General features: G+C 69.7%; 15 protein-coding genes. 11 read left to right on the top strand and 4 right to left on the bottom strand.

Annotation, left to right across the window (positions count from 1 at the left end):
* Positions 1–9: 9 nt before the first annotated feature.
* From AC067M_RS32445 to AC067M_RS32430, 4 genes are read right to left on the bottom strand one after another with little or no spacing between them, the layout of a single operon-like run.
* Positions 10–1,041 carry a LacI family DNA-binding transcriptional regulator gene (locus AC067M_RS32445; RefSeq protein ID WP_478700614.1) on the bottom strand — a complete coding sequence of 344 codons (1,032 nt, stop codon included), beginning with the start codon at positions 1,039–1,041 and terminating at the stop codon, positions 10–12.
* Positions 1,038–1,943: a carbohydrate ABC transporter permease gene (locus tag AC067M_RS32440; RefSeq protein ID WP_478700613.1), complete on the bottom strand. Its 906-nt coding sequence runs from the start codon at positions 1,941–1,943 to the stop codon at positions 1,038–1,040. The genes AC067M_RS32445 and AC067M_RS32440 overlap by 4 nt, the downstream gene beginning before the upstream one ends.
* On the bottom strand, positions 1,940–2,863 hold the full coding sequence (locus tag AC067M_RS32435; protein WP_478700612.1) for a carbohydrate ABC transporter permease: 924 nt from the start codon (positions 2,861–2,863) through the stop codon (positions 1,940–1,942). The genes AC067M_RS32440 and AC067M_RS32435 overlap by 4 nt, the downstream gene beginning before the upstream one ends.
* Positions 2,860–4,188, bottom strand: coding sequence for an ABC transporter substrate-binding protein (locus AC067M_RS32430; RefSeq protein WP_478700611.1), 1,329 nt, complete (start codon positions 4,186–4,188; stop codon positions 2,860–2,862). The genes AC067M_RS32435 and AC067M_RS32430 overlap by 4 nt, the downstream gene beginning before the upstream one ends.
* A gap of 185 nt (positions 4,189–4,373) precedes the next feature.
* Between AC067M_RS32430 and AC067M_RS32425 the strand changes: the two genes are divergently transcribed.
* The 11 genes from AC067M_RS32425 (at position 4,374) to AC067M_RS32375 (ending at position 15,114) form a co-directional block, all read left to right on the top strand.
* Complete coding sequence (locus tag AC067M_RS32425) at positions 4,374–6,395, top strand: beta-galactosidase (RefSeq protein ID WP_478700610.1); 2,022 nt, start codon at positions 4,374–4,376, stop codon at positions 6,393–6,395.
* Positions 6,396–6,500: 105 nt separating this feature from the next.
* Complete coding sequence (locus AC067M_RS32420) at positions 6,501–8,060, top strand: glycoside hydrolase family 53 protein (protein WP_478700609.1); 1,560 nt, start codon at positions 6,501–6,503, stop codon at positions 8,058–8,060.
* A gap of 195 nt (positions 8,061–8,255) precedes the next feature.
* Positions 8,256–8,543 (top strand): ArsR family transcriptional regulator, encoded by a 288-nt coding sequence (locus AC067M_RS32415; RefSeq protein ID WP_478700608.1) that lies wholly within the window; start codon positions 8,256–8,258, stop codon positions 8,541–8,543.
* Positions 8,544–8,606: 63 nt separating this feature from the next.
* Positions 8,607–9,569, top strand: coding sequence for an SMP-30/gluconolactonase/LRE family protein (locus AC067M_RS32410; protein ID WP_478700607.1), 963 nt, complete (start codon positions 8,607–8,609; stop codon positions 9,567–9,569).
* A gap of 74 nt (positions 9,570–9,643) precedes the next feature.
* Positions 9,644–10,102: a fluoride efflux transporter CrcB gene (crcB, locus tag AC067M_RS32405; RefSeq protein WP_478700606.1), complete on the top strand. Its 459-nt coding sequence runs from the start codon at positions 9,644–9,646 to the stop codon at positions 10,100–10,102.
* The gene (locus tag AC067M_RS32400; RefSeq protein WP_478700605.1) at positions 10,099–10,479 is read left to right on the top strand and encodes a DUF190 domain-containing protein; all 381 of its coding nucleotides are present in this window, start codon (positions 10,099–10,101) and stop codon (positions 10,477–10,479) included. Before crcB (AC067M_RS32405) ends, AC067M_RS32400 begins: the two co-directional genes overlap by 4 nt.
* Complete coding sequence (gene crcB / locus AC067M_RS32395; protein WP_478700604.1) at positions 10,476–10,850, top strand: fluoride efflux transporter CrcB; 375 nt, start codon at positions 10,476–10,478, stop codon at positions 10,848–10,850. Before AC067M_RS32400 ends, crcB (AC067M_RS32395) begins: the two co-directional genes overlap by 4 nt.
* 90 nt (positions 10,851–10,940) lie before the next feature.
* Positions 10,941–11,777, top strand: a complete 837-nt coding sequence (locus tag AC067M_RS32390; RefSeq protein ID WP_478700603.1) for an undecaprenyl-diphosphate phosphatase — start codon at positions 10,941–10,943, stop codon at positions 11,775–11,777.
* Between the two features lie 110 nt (positions 11,778–11,887).
* Positions 11,888–12,619: a FadR/GntR family transcriptional regulator gene (locus AC067M_RS32385; RefSeq protein ID WP_478700602.1), complete on the top strand. Its 732-nt coding sequence runs from the start codon at positions 11,888–11,890 to the stop codon at positions 12,617–12,619.
* Positions 12,616–14,055, top strand: a complete 1,440-nt coding sequence (locus AC067M_RS32380; RefSeq protein ID WP_478700601.1) for an amino acid permease — start codon at positions 12,616–12,618, stop codon at positions 14,053–14,055. Before AC067M_RS32385 ends, AC067M_RS32380 begins: the two co-directional genes overlap by 4 nt.
* A 42-nt stretch (positions 14,056–14,097) precedes the next feature.
* Complete coding sequence (locus AC067M_RS32375; RefSeq protein ID WP_478700600.1) at positions 14,098–15,114, top strand: asparaginase; 1,017 nt, start codon at positions 14,098–14,100, stop codon at positions 15,112–15,114.
* The last annotated feature ends 172 nt before the right edge of the window (positions 15,115–15,286 follow it).

Raw genomic sequence — 15,286 nt, 5'->3', positions numbered from 1 at the left:
GCCCCCGCGTCACGTCGACTCGCGCCGCACCAACTCCGTAGGAAGGATCACCGCCGCCGGATCATCCCCGCCTATCTGGGCGAGCAGGACGCGGACCATCTCGTTGCTGATGCGGTCCCAGGGCTGGCGGATGGTGGTGAGGGCCGGGTTGGCCGCGGTGGCCGCGGGGGAGTCGTCGAAGCCGCCGACCGCGACGTCCTCGGGGACGCGGCGGCCCGCCCGGCGCAGTGCCGTCAGCACGCCCTGGGCCATCAGGTCGGACGCGACGAACACCGCGTCCATGTCGGGGGCCTGGCCGAGCAGCCGCTCGGCGCCCGCCTCGCCGCTGGCCCGGCTGTAGTCGCCGGAGACGATCAGCCGCTCGTCGATCTCGACGCCCGCGTCGGAGAGGACCTCCTTGTAGCCGGCGAGGCGTTCGACACCGCCCGGGGTGTCCAGGGGGCCGGTGACCACGCCCACCCGTCGCCGCCCGAGGGACAGCAGGTGACGCACCATGTCGCGTGCGCCGTCCCGGTCGTCGGCGGCCACGTAACTCACCTTCGAGCCCAGCCCGATCGGCTTGCCGCACGCGACCAACGGCACGCCCGCCTCACGCAGCTCCTCCGCGACCGGGTCGCCGGAGTGACTGGAGACGAGCAGCACGCCGTCGACGTGCCCGGCGGTGATGTACCGCGTGATGCGCCGCCGTTCGTCCTCGGTCCCCGCCAGCATCAGCAGCAGAGGGATGTCGTGCGCGGCCAGCGCCTGCGTGCAGCCGCGCAACAGGACGTTGAAGTTGGGGTCCTCGAAGAACCGCTCCTGGGGCTCCGTCAGCAGGAAGCCGATGGAGTCCGACCGCCCGGTGATCAGCGAGCGGGCGTGCCGGTTGACGACATAACCCGTTCGCTTGATCGCGGCGTTGACCGCTTCCTGTGCGGTGGGGCTGACGTAGTGCCCGCCGTTGAGCACCCGCGAGACCGTGCCCCGTGAGACACCTGCCTCGCGCGCCACGTCGTGGATGGTCGGCGGTCTGCGCCGGGCCCCCGCATTGCTCATGGTCATGACTTTACGGCCCCGGACAGCAGATCCAGACTCCAGAACCGCTGGATGACCAGGAACAGGGCGACCAGCGGGATCACCGCGAGGAACGCACCCGTGATCACCAGGGTGTAGAGGGCCGGGGTGTTGGCACCCTGTTCGAGAAGCGTGAACAGGCCCAGCGTGATCGGGAACCTCTCGTCGTCGCTGAGCATGATGTAGGGCAACAGGAAGTTGTTCCACACAGCCACGAACTGGAACAGGAACACCGTCACCAGACCGGGCACCATCATCGGCAGCGCGATCCGGGTGAAGATCCGCCACTCGCTCGCCCCGTCCATCCGCCCGGCCTCCACCACGTCGGCGGGGACGGCGGCGGCCGCGTAGATACGGGCGAGGTAGACGCCGTACGGCGAGAGGATCTGTGGCAGCAGCACGGCCAGGTACGAGTCCGTGAGGTTGGCCTTCGCCAGCAGAAGGTACTGCGGTACGGCGAGGATCACCGGCGGCATCAGCACGCCGGCCAGCAGCACGTTGAAGATCGCCTCCCGGCCGCGGAAGCGGTACATCGCCAGCGCGTAGCCGCTGAACGCCGAGACACACGTCGACAGCAGGGCGCCGAGCACGGCGTAGAGGGCGGAGTTGCCCATCCACTGCCAGTAGATGCCGTCGCGGTAGGCGTTGAGATCCCTGAGGTTGTCCGTGAAGCCGGTGCCCGGCAGGAACGTGAACGTGGAGAACAGCTCACTGCCGGACTTGGTGGACGCGATCACGACCCAGGCCACCGGCAGCAGACAGTAGATCGCGCCGAGGAGGAGGGTGACGGTCGGGACCAGGGCGATACGGCGCCGCAGCGGCGGGCGACGGGCAGTGCCGGGCGTGGTGCCGGCCACCGGGGTGGTCTTGCTGACCGCAAGAGAACTCATCCTGCTGCCTCCTGCTTGTTGCGACGGTTGGCGGCCCGCAGGAAGCCGAACGACAGCACCAGCGTGGCGAGGGCGATGATCACGGCCTCGGCGGCCGCCTGGTAGATGTCACCCGTGCCGAACGCGTCCCGGTACACCTTCATCAACGGACTCCACGTCGTGGACACGGAGTTGGTGAGCGGCTTGAGGGTGGTCGGCTCGTTGAACACCTGGAGCGTCGCGATGATCGAGAAGAAGAAGGTCAGCACCAGCGAGGGCGCCACCATCGGGATCTTGATCCGCAGCGCGATCTGCAGCGGGGTCGCGCCGTCCAGCTTCGCCGCCTCGTACACCTCGGCCGGAATGGCCTGCAGCGAGGTGTAGATGACGATCATGTTGAAGCCGGTGCCGCCCCAGACCGCGATGTTCGACAGGGCGAGGTACAGCGGACCGCCGTCCAGCAGGTCCGGCTGCGGCAGGCCCAGCTTCTCCAGCACGAAGTAGAACGGGCTGACGTCCGGCAGGTACAGAAAGCCCCACAGCAGCGCCGCCACGACGCCGGGAATGGCGTACGGCAGGAAGACCGCGAGCCGGGTGAACGGGGCGAGCCGCACCTTGTCGGAGTCGAGCATCAGCGCGAACAGCAGCGCCAGGCCCAGCATCACCGGGACGACGATGCAGCCGTAGCCCAGCACGCGCAGCGCGCCGTCCACGAGCTCGCTGTCGGTGAGGGCGTCGGTGTAGTTCTCCACACCGGCCCAGACCTCCCGGCGGGCGCCCGACCCCAGGCCGAGCCCGGAGACCTTCACCTTGCGGAAGCTGAGCCAGATCGCGTACCCGATGGGCAGCGCGAAGAACAGCGAGAAGAGGATCGTCGCGGGGAGGAGGAAGGCATACGGGGCCCCCTTGACCCCGTACGGCTTCCGGCGTGCGCTGGTCACTCGGAGACCTCGAAGCCCTGCTTCTTCATGTCGGTGACCGTGGCCTCCTGCATGGTCTTCAGGGCGGCGGTGAAGTCCGACTTGTTCTTGGCGGCCGCGCCGAAGGCGTCCTTGAAGGAGGTGTAGGCGACGTTGACGTTCGGGCCCCACGCGGACGGCGCGGTGGTCTTGGCGATCTTCGCAGCCTGGCCGTAGAAGTCCGGCTGGTTGGAGAAGTAGTCCGGCGGAGTGGTGAAGGCGCCGCTGAGCTGGGCGGAGGAGGAGGCCGGGTAGATGCCGCCCTCCTTCGCCAGCGCGTTGAGGGCGTCGCCGTCGGTGTTCAGCCACGTGGCGAACTTCGCGGCGGCCACCTTGTGCGCGGAGTCGGTGGTGACGGCGGTCGAGGATCCGCCCCAACTACCGGTGACGTTCTCGGAGTTCGACCACTGGGGGAGCGGGGCCATGGCCCACTTGCCCTTGGTGTCGGGGGCGGCGGTGTTCAGCGTCCCGGGCGCCCACACCGCGCTGACCCAGGCGATCTGCTTGCCGGTGTTGAGCGCCTTGTTCCAGGCCGGGGTGTACATCGGCTGGTTGTCGATGGCGCCCTCCTTGACGAGGCCGCCCCAGAACTTCGCGACCCGCTCGGTCGCGGCGTCGTCGATGCCGACCTTCCACTTGTCGCCGGAGGTCGTCCACCACTTGGCGCCGGCCTGCTGGGCGAGGCCCGCGAAGAGACCGGAGTCGTTGGCGGAGAAGGTGGTGAGGTCCTTGTCGGGAGCCACCTTCTTCAGCTTTCTCGCGGTCTCGGCGAACTGCTCCCAGGTCGTCGGGACCGTCAGCTTGTACTGCTTGAACAGGTCCTCGCGGTAGTAGAACATCATCGGACCGATGTCCTGCGGCACCGCGTACACCGCGTCCGTGCCCAGCGTCGTCTGCTGCCAGACGCCCTCGGCGAACTTGTCCTCGACGCCCTCGGCGTCCTTCGCTATGTCCGCCAGCGCGTCGTTGCTGACCAGCGTCGGCAGCGCCTGGTACTCGGCCTGCACCAGGTCCGGTGCCTTGCCGGCCTTGTGCGCGGTGAGGATCTTGGTGACCAGGGTGTCGCCGGACGCCTGCTTCTTCACCGTGACCGTGATCTGGTCCTTCTTCCCCGGCCCCTTGTTCCACAGGTCCACGACCTTGTCCATGCCGGGCGTCCACGTCCAGTACGTGAGTGAGACGGGCCCGGACTCGGCCTCGCTGTCCTTGTCGGTCGTCCCGCAAGCGGCGAGGGCGGTGGCGCCGAGCGTGACGGCGACCGCGGCGGCCGCGCCTCTGAAGAGTCGCCGGCGCTGCGTGTTCGGCATGGAATTTCTCCCCTGACCTGGGCTCCCGCCTGCTGCGAGAACCTGCCATGCTTCTGTGAGCGTTCACAGTAGAGAAACATCCTGGACACTTGTCAATGGTTGTTGCTGTGCGGTTATGTTGGCTTCGCACCGCCGCCGGAGTGTGTGCACGTTCCCAAATGATCGACCCAAAACGGGAGACATCCATGCCGGAGACCACCCCCAGGGGCCTCACCAGGCTCGCCTTCGGTGGGGACTACAACCCCGAGCAGTGGCCGGAAAGCGTCTGGCACGAGGACGTCCGGCTGATGCGCGAGGCCGGCGTCACCCTGGTGAGCGTCGGCATCTTCTCCTGGGCCCTGCTGGAACCCTCACCGGGGGAGTACGACTTCGGCTGGCTCGACCGGATCATCGACCTGCTCCACGAGAACGGCATCCGCGTCGACCTGGGCACCCCCACCGTCACCCCGCCCGTCTGGTTCTACCGCGCGCACCCCGACGCGCTGCCCGTGACCGAGGACGGCACGCGCTACGAGTTCGGCAGCCGGGCCGCCATCTGCCACAGCAACGCCGACTACCGCGCCGCCGCCGCGGCCATCACCACCCAGCTCGCCGAGCACTACGGCGACCACCCGGCCCTGGCCATGTGGCACGTGCACAACGAGTACGGCGTCCCCGTCTCGGCCTGCTACTGCGACTCCTGCGCCGCCCACTTCCGCCGCTGGCTGCGCACCGCGTACGGCACGGTCGACGCGGTCAACGAGGCCTGGGGCACCGCCTTCTGGGGCCAGCGCTACGCGGACTTCGACGAGATCAACCCACCGCGCCGCACCCCCACCGTCGGCAACCCCGGTCAGGCCCTCGACTACAAGCGCTTCGCCGACGCCACCATGCGCGAGAACTTCGTGGCGGAGCGGGACATCCTGCACCGCCTCTCACCCGGCGTGCCGGTCACCACCAACTTCATGACGGCCCTCAGCCAGTGCGACTCCGTCGACTACTGGGCCTGGGGCCGCGAGGTCGACATCGTCACCAACGACCACTACCTGATCACCGACGGCCGCCGCACCCACGTCAACCTCGCGATGGCCGCCGACATCACCCGCTCCGTCGCGGGCGGCGCCCCCTGGCTGCTCCTGGAGCACTCCACCTCGGGCGTCAACTGGCAGCCCCGCAACCCGGCCAAGGCCCCCGGCCAGATGGCCCGCAACTCCCTCGGCCACGTGGCCCGCGGCTCCGACGGCGCCCTGTTCTTCCAGTGGCGCCAGTCCCGGCGCGGCGCCGAGAAGTTCCACTCCGCGATGCTGCCGCACGGCGGCACCGACACACGCGTGTGGCGCGAGGTCGTCGAACTCGGCGCCTCCCTGGACTCCCTGAGCCCGATCCGCTCCACGCGCACCCAGGCGGACGTGGCCCTCCTGTGGGACTGGCACTCATGGTGGGCGCAGAACCTCCAGTGGCGCCCCAGCGAGGACCACGACCCGCGCGAGCGCGCCGACGCCTTCTACGAGGCGCTCTACGACCGCCACCTCACCGTCGACTTCGCCCACCCCGAAGCCGACTTGTCGAGGTATCCCCTTGTCGTCGTGCCCGCCCTGTACCTGATGACCCAGGCGGCCGGCGACAACCTCCGGGCGTACGTCGAGAGCGGCGGCACCCTCGTCGTGTCGTACTTCTCCGGCATCGTCGACGAGCACGACGCGGTCCACGAGGGCGCCTACCCGGGAGCCCTTCGCGATGTCCTCGGCCTCACCGTGGAGGAGTTCTCACCCCTCCTCCCGGGCGAGGGGGTGCGCGTCACCGGGCCCGACGGCTCCGAACTCGCCGGGGACGTGTGGACGGAGTTCGTGGTCCCGCGCGGCGCCGAAACCGTCTGGACGTACGCCGACGGCCTCACCGCGGGTCACCCGGCCGTCACCCGGCACCGCCTCGGCGAGGGCACCGCCTGGTACGTCTCCACCCGCCTGGGCGCCGAGGGCCTCGACGCGCTCCTGGGCTGGGCCGCCGACGACGCGAGCCTCGCCCCGCGCGCCGACCTGCCCCGCGACGTCGAGGTGGTCCGCCGTACGGGCGAGTCGGGCAGCTTCCTGTTCGCGATCAACCACACCGCCACCGACGCCAAGGTGCCGCTCGACGCCCCCGGCACCGAGCTGCTCACCGGCGAACGCGCCGCCGGCCGCCTCGCGGTCCCGGCGGGGGCCGTCCGCGTCGTCCGACTCGACGGCTGAGCCGACTCCCCTCCGTCCGTGCGAGCCGCGAGCCGCGGGCGGAGGGGCACCTCGTTCCACGAGGGCACACCCATCCTGATCACGTCGAAGGGACGACGGACGACGATGTTCCATCCCAGACGCACCCTCCGGGCCCTGCTGCTCCCGCTCGCCGCGGGGCTGGCCCTGAGCGCGCTGCCGGTCCAGACCGCCCAGGCCGCGAGCACGCTCACGAACGGTGGCTTCGAAGCTGACGGCGCCGGCACGGCCACGCCCGGCGGCTGGTCCGAGTACGGCGACACCGGCGCCTCGTTCTCGGAGTCCGGCGGCCACGGCGGGAGCTACCGCCTGTCCCACTGGGCGTCCACCGCGTACAAGGTGGAGACGTACCAGTACCTGTCGGGGCTGACCAACGGCAGCTACAAGCTCACCGCCTGGGTCCGCTCCAGCGGCGGCCAGAAGTCCGCCTACATAGCCCTGAAGAACTGCGGCGGCGCGGAACAGCGGACCGATCTGCCCGTGTCGACGAGCGGATGGATCCGTGTCGTCGTGCCGGTCAAGGTCACCGGCAACCAATGCACCATCAGCATCAACAGTGACGCGAACGCCGGCAACTGGATCAATGTTGACGACCTGACCTTCACGTCCGGCACGAGTGGACTGTCGATCAAGGGTGCCGACATCTCCTCCCTCCCCAAGAGCGAGGCCAAGGGCGGCGTCTACAAGAACAGCTCCGGCGCCACCGGCGACGCGGTCACCCTCCTCAAGAACGCCGGCATGAACTACGCGCGCCTGAAGGTCTGGGTGAGCCCCGCCGACGGCTACAACAACAAGACGCGCGTGCTGGCGGTGGCCAAGCGCGTCAAGGCGGCCGGCATGAAGCTGCTGGTCGATTTCCACTACTCGGACAGCTGGGCCGACCCGGGCAAGCAGAACAAGCCGGCGGCCTGGACGGGCCACTCGTACAGTCAACTCAAGACGGACGTGTACAACCACACGTACGACGTGTTGAACGCGTTGAAGGCTCAAGGCACCACCGCCGACATGGTCCAGGTGGGCAATGAGATCAACGGCGGCATGCTGTGGAACGAGGGATCCACCTCCAACTGGTCCCAGCTCGCCGGTCTGCTCAACTCCGGCTACGGCGCGGTCAAGGCGGTCAACCCGTCCACCACCGTCGCCCTGCACCTGGCCGAGGGCGGCGACCTGGCCGGCACCCGCTCCTGGTTCGACAGCGCGGTCTCCCACGGCGTGAAGTTCGACGCGGTCGGCCTGTCGTACTACGGCTACTGGCACGGTCCGCTCTCCGACTTCCAGACCACGCTCGACGACGCGGCCGCCCGCTACGGCAAGCCGGTCTTCGTCGCCGAGACGGCCTACCCGTTCCGCCTGGACAGCGACGACTCGCTCACCAACCAGATCGACACCGCCGGTGAGCTCGTCACCGGCTACCCCGCGACCGTGGCCGGGCAGACGGCGTGGATGAACACGGTGGCGAACATCGTGGAGGCCGTGCCGAACGGCCGTGGACTCGGTGTCTTCTACTGGGAGGCGACCTGGACCGCGGTCAACGGCAACGGCTGGGACCCGACCGACGCCTCCTCCGGCAACGGCTGGGAGAACCAGGCCCTGTTCGGCTACGACGACAAGGCACTCTCGTCGATGTCGTGGTTCAGCCACCGCTGACTCCTCGGCCAGGGGGCCCGGTCGAGCGTCACCGGCCGGGCCCCCGCCCGTGTTTCCGGGGAAAGGGGCCGAACGGCCTTGTGTCATAAAGGCGTTCGATCCCGGACGAGCCTGGCGGACTCGCGGACACGGTGGCGTCCGCTGCGGAACAGTGGGAAGACGCGGTACGAGGAGGCCCGGACAGAGGGGAACGACATGCTGAGGACTCCTGTCGGTGAGCGTCGCCTGGACATCCTGGAATGGCTCAAGGACCCCGTCGCGCACTTCCCGCCGCAACGACACGCCGACCTCGTCGAGGACGGGGTCGGCGCGGACGCCGTGGCGGCCAAGCTCGGCGTACGCCGCCAGGTCGCCGAGACCCACCTCACCCTGCTCGCGAACCTCGGCCTTCTGCGCGTCCGGCGGATCCGGCGCCGCGCCTACTACCGAAGGGACGAGGTGCGCATCGCCGAGGTCGCCAGAATGTTCGAGAAAGGCTGGTAGGCGCCGGACCACAGGGGTACGTCTGCGAGGACGACCCTCCCCGACACCGAAAGGCCGGCGCCCATGCACCGTCCCGAGACCCTCGTACCCCGCAGCTATGTCGACATCGGCGGCCGCGGCCCCGAGGACGTCGTCGCCGACGGCCGGGGCCGTGTGCTGACCGGGGTGGAGGACGGACGGATCCTGCGCCTCGACGGACTCACGGATCCCGGGGGAACCCGCGTCGAGGTGCTCGCCGAGACCGGTGGCCGGCCGCTCGGCCTCGAACTCCTCGACGACGAGACCCTGCTGGTGTGCGACGCCGAGCGCGGACTGCTGCGGATCGGCCTCGACGACGGCACGGTCCACGTGCTCACGGACACGGTGGCGGGGGAGCGGCTGCGGTTCTGCAGCAACGTGATCGCCCTGCCCGACGACAGCGTGTGCTTCACCGTCTCCAGCCGCCGCTACCCCCTCGCCCAGTGGATCGGCGACCTGGTGGAACACACCGGCACCGGCCAGCTGCTGCGCCTGGCCCCGGGCAGCACCACACCCGAGGTCCTCCTGGAGGGCCTCCACTTCGCCAACGGACTCGCCCCGAGCTCCGACGGCTCCTTCGTGATCGTCGCCGAGACGGCCGCGTGCCGGCTCAGCCGCCACTGGCTCACCGGCCCGAAGGCCGGCCGAAGTGAGCCCTTCGTGGAGAACCTGCCGGGCATGCCGGACAACGTGTGGCGCGACGGGCGGGACGGACCGGTCTGGGTGGCGCTGGCAGGGCCGCGCGTCCCACCGCTCGACCTGCTCCACCGCACCCCGCCCGCCGTACGCCGGACCGTGGCCCGCGCCGCCGTCCGGGCCCCCTTCCGCCCCACCGGCACCCTCGGCGTGATGGCGGTGGACGACGACGGCCGGATCATCCACCACCTGACCCGCCGCCGCTCCGGCTTCCGCATGGTCACCAGCGTCTGCGAGACGGGCGGCCACCTGGTCCTCGGGAGCCTGTGGGAGCGCGGCGTGGCCGTGTGCCAGGCCCCCGCCGACGGGTGAGCCCGGCGTACCCTGTTGACCGGCCGTGATCACCCCGGAAGCGGTGGTGGGGGCCGAGGCAGGAGACGTACGACATGACAGTCCCGGAGACCGAGAGCGTCCGCACCCCCGCGCCCCGGCGGTCGGCCCGGCACGGGCAGCTGCCCGTCGTCGTGGTGGTCGCGGTCGGCGGCGCGATCGGCGCGTCGGCCCGGTACGCGGCCTCCCTCTGGTGGCCCACGCGCACCGGCGGTTTCCCCTGGACGATCTTCTGGGTCAATGTCGTCGGCTGTGCCGTGATCGGCGTGTTCCTGGTGGTCGTCACCGAGGCGATGACCGCCCCTCACCGGCTGCTGCGCCCCTTCTTCGGCACGGGCGTGCTGGGCGGCTTCACCACCTTCTCGACGTACGCCGTCGACATCCAGAGACTGCTGGACACGGGCCGTCCGGGCACGGCCGTCGCCTATCTCGCCGCGACCCTCCTCGCGGCGCTCGCGGCGGTGTGGCTGGCGGCGACGGCGACGCGTCGTGTCCTGATCCGGAGGCAGCGATGACGAGGCTGACCGGCAGTGCCCTGCGCGTGACCGTGTTCGTGGGCGAGAACGACACCTGGCACCACAAGCCCCTCTACAGCGAGATCGTCCACCGCGCCCACGCGGCCGGACTCGCCGGGGCCAGTGTGTTCCGCGGCATCGAGGGCTACGGCGCGTCCTCGCTCATCCACACCTCGCGGCTGCTGTCCCTGAGCGAGGACCTGCCGGTGGCGATCGTGATCGTCGACTCGGAGGAGCGGGTACGCGCCTTCCTGCCGCAGCTCGACGAACTGGTCACCGAGGGACTGGTCATCCTCGACCAATGCGAGGTCATCCGGTACGCCGGAGGGGTGAGCAAAGGCGGCGAACCGGACACGAAAGGTAAGAGGTCGTTGTGAACTGGCTGCTGGTCGTTGCCGGCGGAATGGTCGGCGCCCCCCTGCGCTATCTCACCGACCGCGCCGTGCAGTCCCGGCACGACTCGGTCTTCCCCTGGGGCACCTTCGCGGTCAACGTCAGCGGCTGCCTGGTCCTCGGCCTGCTGACCGGTGCCGTCTCGGCCGGTGTCGCAGGTTCCCACCTGCAGCTTTTCCTCGGCACCGGTCTGTGCGGGGCCCTGACGACGTACTCCACGTTCTCGTACGAGACGCTGCGGCTGACCGAGACCGGCGCGGGTCTCTATGCCGTCGCCAACGTCGTCGCGAGCATCGTGGTGGGCCTCGGGGCGGCGTTCGCCGGGGTCTGGGGCGCGCAGACGCTCTGGCTGTAGGCCGGCACGGCACACCCGCGCCTGATAGGAGTGCCTCCGGCACTTGTGAGTGCCCACAGCACTGTCGACCATCCTCCAGAACTGGATCCCATGAGCGCCATCTCCGTCGGTCAGGCCGTCGTCCTAGGAGCCGTCGAGGGGGTGACCGAGTTCCTGCCGGTCTCCTCCACCGGCCATCTGAAGATCACCGAGGGGCTGATGGGCATCCCGGTCGACGACAAGGCCGTCGTCGGGTTCTCGGCCGTCATCCAGGTGGGCGCGATCGCCGCGGTGCTCGTGTACTTCTTCAAGGACATCGTGCGGATCGTCTCCGCCTGGGGCCGCGGCCTCGCCAACCGGGACGAGCGCTACCACCACGACTACAAGTTCGCCTGGTGGGTGATCTATGCGACGATCCCGATCGTCGCCGTCGGCCTGGCCGCCAAGCCGCTCATCGAGGGGCCCCTGGCCTCCCTCTGGGTGGTCGCGGGCTCGCTGATCGTCGGCAGCGGTGTGATGTGGGCGGCCGACCAGATGGGCCGCCACAAGCGCGGCGAGGACGACACCTCGTTCAAGGACGCGATGCTGGTCGGCAGCTCCCAGATCCTGGCTCTGCTCTTCCCCGGCTTCTCCCGCTCCGGCGCGACCATGTCCACCGCCCTCATCCTCGACCTCGACCGGGTCGCCGCCACCCGTCTCTCCTTCTTCCTCGGCATCCCCGCCCTCACCGGCGCCGGCCTGTACGAACTCAAGGACGCCCTGGGCGCGGGCGTGGGCGCGGCGCCGCTGGCGGTCGGCACGGTGGTCTCGTTCGTCGTGGCCTACGCCTCCATCGCCTGGCTACTGAAGTTCGTCGCCAAGCACTCCTTCAACGCGTTCGTGGTCTACCGCATCGTCGTGGGCGTCCTGCTCTTCGGACTGCTGGCCACGGGCGCCCTGAGCAGCTGACACGGCCGTCCGACAGCGGGCGGGAAGTCCTGTTTCAGGTCTCGCGCCCGCTGAATTTCTTTATTCGACGCCCTTGACACCGCCCTCACGTCACCCGGAGTATCACTTCCGTGAACCTGTCAGACAGCCAGACAGCTGGCCGAGGGCCGCGGCGCGTCAGCGCGATGGAAGCGGTGCTCACCTACCTTCGCGACGCCATCGAGCGCGGCGAGTACGCGATCGGCGACAAGCTGCCCTCCGAGGCGGAGCTCTGCCGAACCCTCGAGGTGTCCCGGCCCGTGCTGCGGGAAGCCCTGCGCGCCCTGCAGACCATGGGCCTGACGGTCTCCCGGACCGGTAAGGGCACCTTCGTCGTCGCGAGTGCCGTCGAGGACCCCACCTTCGGCGACTACGCGGCCAGCGACCTGCTGGAGGTGCGCCGCCACGTCGAGATCCCGGTCGCCGGGTACGCGGCGCGGCGCCGCACCCCGGAGAACCTGGACCATCTGGCTCATCTCCTCGACCGCATGGAGCGGGAGACGGACACCACCGCGTGGGTCGCGATGGACACCCTCTTCCACCTCGCCGTGGCCGAGGCCGCCCAGAACCCGGTCTTCCGCCGGGTCATCGAGGAGATCCGCGACGCACTGGCGCGTCAGTCGGCCTTCCTCAACGAGCTGGGCGGACGGCGCGAGCAGTCCAACCGCGAGCACCGGGCCATCGTCGAGGCCCTGATGGACGGTTCCGAACACGACGCGGTGGAGGCCATGTCCCACCACCTCGACCGCGTCGAGACGACCCTCACCCACATCGTGCGCTCCCCGCGCACGGACATCCCCACGGAAGGCGGAACCGAGGCGTGAGCGAGCAGTTCCTCAAAGACGAGAAGCGCCCATCCTCCCCTCACGTCGACGCAGGCGACGCGGGCTACAGCAAGTCCCTGAAGTCCCGGCATGTCAACATGATCGCCATCGGCGGAGCCATCGGCACCGGCCTCTTCCTCGGTGCGGGCGGCCGGCTCGCCGACGCCGGGCCCTCCCTGTTCATCGCCTACGCGGTCTGCGGCATCTTCGCCTTCCTCGTCGTGCGCGCCCTCGGCGAACTCGTCCTGTACCGGCCGTCCTCCGGCGCCTTCGTGTCGTACGCCCGTGAGTTCCTCGGCGAGAAGGGCGCGTACACGGCCGGCTGGATGTACTTCCTCAACTGGGCCACCACTGGCATCGCCGACATCACCGCGGTCGCCACCTACACCCACTACTGGGGGATGTTCTCCGACATCCCGCAGTGGGTGATCGCGCTGATCGCGCTCGCCGTCGTCCTCACCGTGAACCTGATCTCCGTGAAGATCTTCGGTGAACTGGAGTTCTGGTTCGCCATCGTCAAGGTCGGCGCGCTGGTCGTGTTCATGTGCATCGGCATATTCCTGCTGGTCACCCAACACCCCGTCGACGGCGCCGCCCCCGGCCCCTCCCTGATCACCGACAACGGCGGCGTCTTCCCCAACGGTCTGCTGCCCATGCTGCTGATCGTCCAGGGCGTCGTCTTCGCCTACGCCTCCGTCGAACTCGTCGGAGTCGCCGCCGGTGAGACCGAGAACCCCGAGAAGATCATGCCGAAGGCGATCAACTCGATCATGTGGCGCGTGGGCCTGTTCTACGTCGGCTCGGTCGTCCTGCTGTCGATGCTGCTGCCCTGGAACAAGTACACGTCCGGCGAAAGCCCCTTCGTGACCGTTCTGTCCAACGTCGGCATCCCTGCGGCGGGCGGCGTGATGAACCTGGTCGTGCTCACCGCGGCCATGTCCTCGCTCAACTCCGGCCTGTACTCCACCGGCCGCATCCTGCGCTCCATGGCGATGTCCGGCTCCGCCCCGAAGTTCACCGGGGTCATGAGCCGCAGTCAGGTCCCGTACGGCGGCATCCTGCTGACCAGCGGCATCTGCGTGCTCGGCGTCGGCCTCAACTTCGTCGTGCCCGCCGACGCCTTCGAGATCGTGCTCAACTTCGCGGCGATCGGTATCCTTGCCACCTGGGGCATGATCATGATCTGTCACCTGCTCTTCTGGCAGAAGACCCAGAAGGGTGAGCTGACCCGCCCCGGCTACCGACTGCCGGGCTCCCCGTGGACCGAACTCGTGACGCTGGCGTTCCTCGCCTCCGTCCTGGTCCTCATGTACGCCGACGGCGGCGCGGGACGCACCACCGTGCTGTGCCTGCCGCTGATCGTCGCGGCGCTGGTCGCGGGCTGGTACGGCATCCGTGCCCGCACGGCGCGCACCTCGTCCAAGGCCGATGCCTGACCCCGGCGCCGGCCGACGCCCACCAACAGTGAACAGGCAGTGATGTACAGCAGTTCCCTCGCCGACGCACCCGCCGTCCGTGAACCCCTCCACGCTCCCGTCGCCCACCTCGTACGCGGTGGGGTGATCGAGGGCATCCACTACGGTTCCGTCGTCGTCCTCGGCGCCGACGGCGAGGTCGAGTTCCAACTGGGCGACGTCGAGGTCGCCAGTTACCCGCGCTCGGCGCTCAAGCCCGTCCAGGCCGTCGCCATGGTGCGGGCCGGGCTGCCGCTCGACGGGGAACTGCTGTCACTCGCCGCCGCCAGCCACTCCGGCGAGGAACGCCATCTCGCCGGCACCCGGCGCATCCTCGAACTCGCCGACGTCACCGAGGACGATCTGCGCAACGTCACCGACCTGCCGTTCGACCCGGTCGTGCGGGACGCCTGGGTCCGTGAGGGCCGGCTGCCCTCACGGCTCGCCCAGAACTGCTCCGGCAAGCACGCGGCGATGCTGTACACCTGCAAGCTCAACGGCTGGTCCCTGGAGGACTATCTCGACCCCGCGCACCCGCTCCAGCGGGCCATCGCGGAGATCGTCGAGGACCTCACGGGACAGCACATCGCCCGCGTGACCGTCGACGGCTGCGGCGCGCCCCTCTTCTCCGTCTCCCTGCACGGCCTCGCCCGGGCCGCCGCCCGCATCACCACCGCCCCCGCCGGCAAGCCCGAGGCGCGGGTCGCGGACGCGATGCGCGAGCACGCCGAGATGGCGTCCGGCTCCGGCCGCGACGTCGCCGCGCTGATGCGGGCGGTGCCCGGTCTGCTCGCCAAGGACGGCTTCGAGGGCGTGGAGGTCGCCGCGCTGCCGGACGGCAGGGCCGTCGCCGTGAAGATCGCCGACGGGGCGAACCGGGCGCGGATACCCGTCACCGCCGCCGCCCTCGCCCGCGCCGGGGTCGATCCGGACCTGCTCGGCGAGTTCGCGGGGGAGCCCCTGCTCGGCGGTGGCGAACCCGTCGGCAGCGTCCGGCCGGTGCGCGCGCTCGACCCGGTCGCTTCCGCGACCTACGCCTGATCCGCCCCTCAGGTCACGCCCACCTCAAAAAGCAGAACCTCAAAGACGTAGAACCTCAAAGAAGAGGACCCGCTCACCCATGACCGCCGCCGCCACCCGAAGCGAACACGATCTGCTCGGCGACCGCGAGGTCCCCGCCGACGCGTACTGGGGCGTCCACACCCTGCGCGCC

The organism is Streptomyces sp. NPDC043427, from assembly GCF_056436655.1.
The sequence above is the reverse complement of the archived record's forward strand: the minus strand, read 5'-3'. Positions and strand labels throughout refer to the sequence as shown.

Excerpts from the sequence above, each read along its gene's own strand:
- AC067M_RS32445 (WP_478700614.1), bottom strand. The coding sequence starts at position 1,041 with ATGACCATGAGCAATGCGGGGGCCCGGCGCAGACCGCCGACCATCCAC.
- AC067M_RS32440 (WP_478700613.1), bottom strand. The coding sequence starts at position 1,943 with ATGAGTTCTCTTGCGGTCAGCAAGACCACCCCGGTGGCCGGCACCACG.
- AC067M_RS32430 (WP_478700611.1), bottom strand. The coding sequence starts at position 4,188 with ATGCCGAACACGCAGCGCCGGCGACTCTTCAGAGGCGCGGCCGCCGCG.
- AC067M_RS32425 (WP_478700610.1), top strand. The coding sequence starts at position 4,374 with ATGCCGGAGACCACCCCCAGGGGCCTCACCAGGCTCGCCTTCGGTGGG.
- AC067M_RS32420 (WP_478700609.1), top strand. The coding sequence starts at position 6,501 with ATGTTCCATCCCAGACGCACCCTCCGGGCCCTGCTGCTCCCGCTCGCC.
- AC067M_RS32415 (WP_478700608.1), top strand. The coding sequence starts at position 8,256 with ATGCTGAGGACTCCTGTCGGTGAGCGTCGCCTGGACATCCTGGAATGG.
- AC067M_RS32410 (WP_478700607.1), top strand. The coding sequence starts at position 8,607 with ATGCACCGTCCCGAGACCCTCGTACCCCGCAGCTATGTCGACATCGGC.
- crcB (WP_478700606.1), top strand. The coding sequence starts at position 9,644 with ATGACAGTCCCGGAGACCGAGAGCGTCCGCACCCCCGCGCCCCGGCGG.
- AC067M_RS32400 (WP_478700605.1), top strand. The coding sequence starts at position 10,099 with ATGACGAGGCTGACCGGCAGTGCCCTGCGCGTGACCGTGTTCGTGGGC.
- AC067M_RS32390 (WP_478700603.1), top strand. The coding sequence starts at position 10,941 with ATGAGCGCCATCTCCGTCGGTCAGGCCGTCGTCCTAGGAGCCGTCGAG.
- AC067M_RS32375 (WP_478700600.1), top strand. The coding sequence starts at position 14,098 with ATGTACAGCAGTTCCCTCGCCGACGCACCCGCCGTCCGTGAACCCCTC.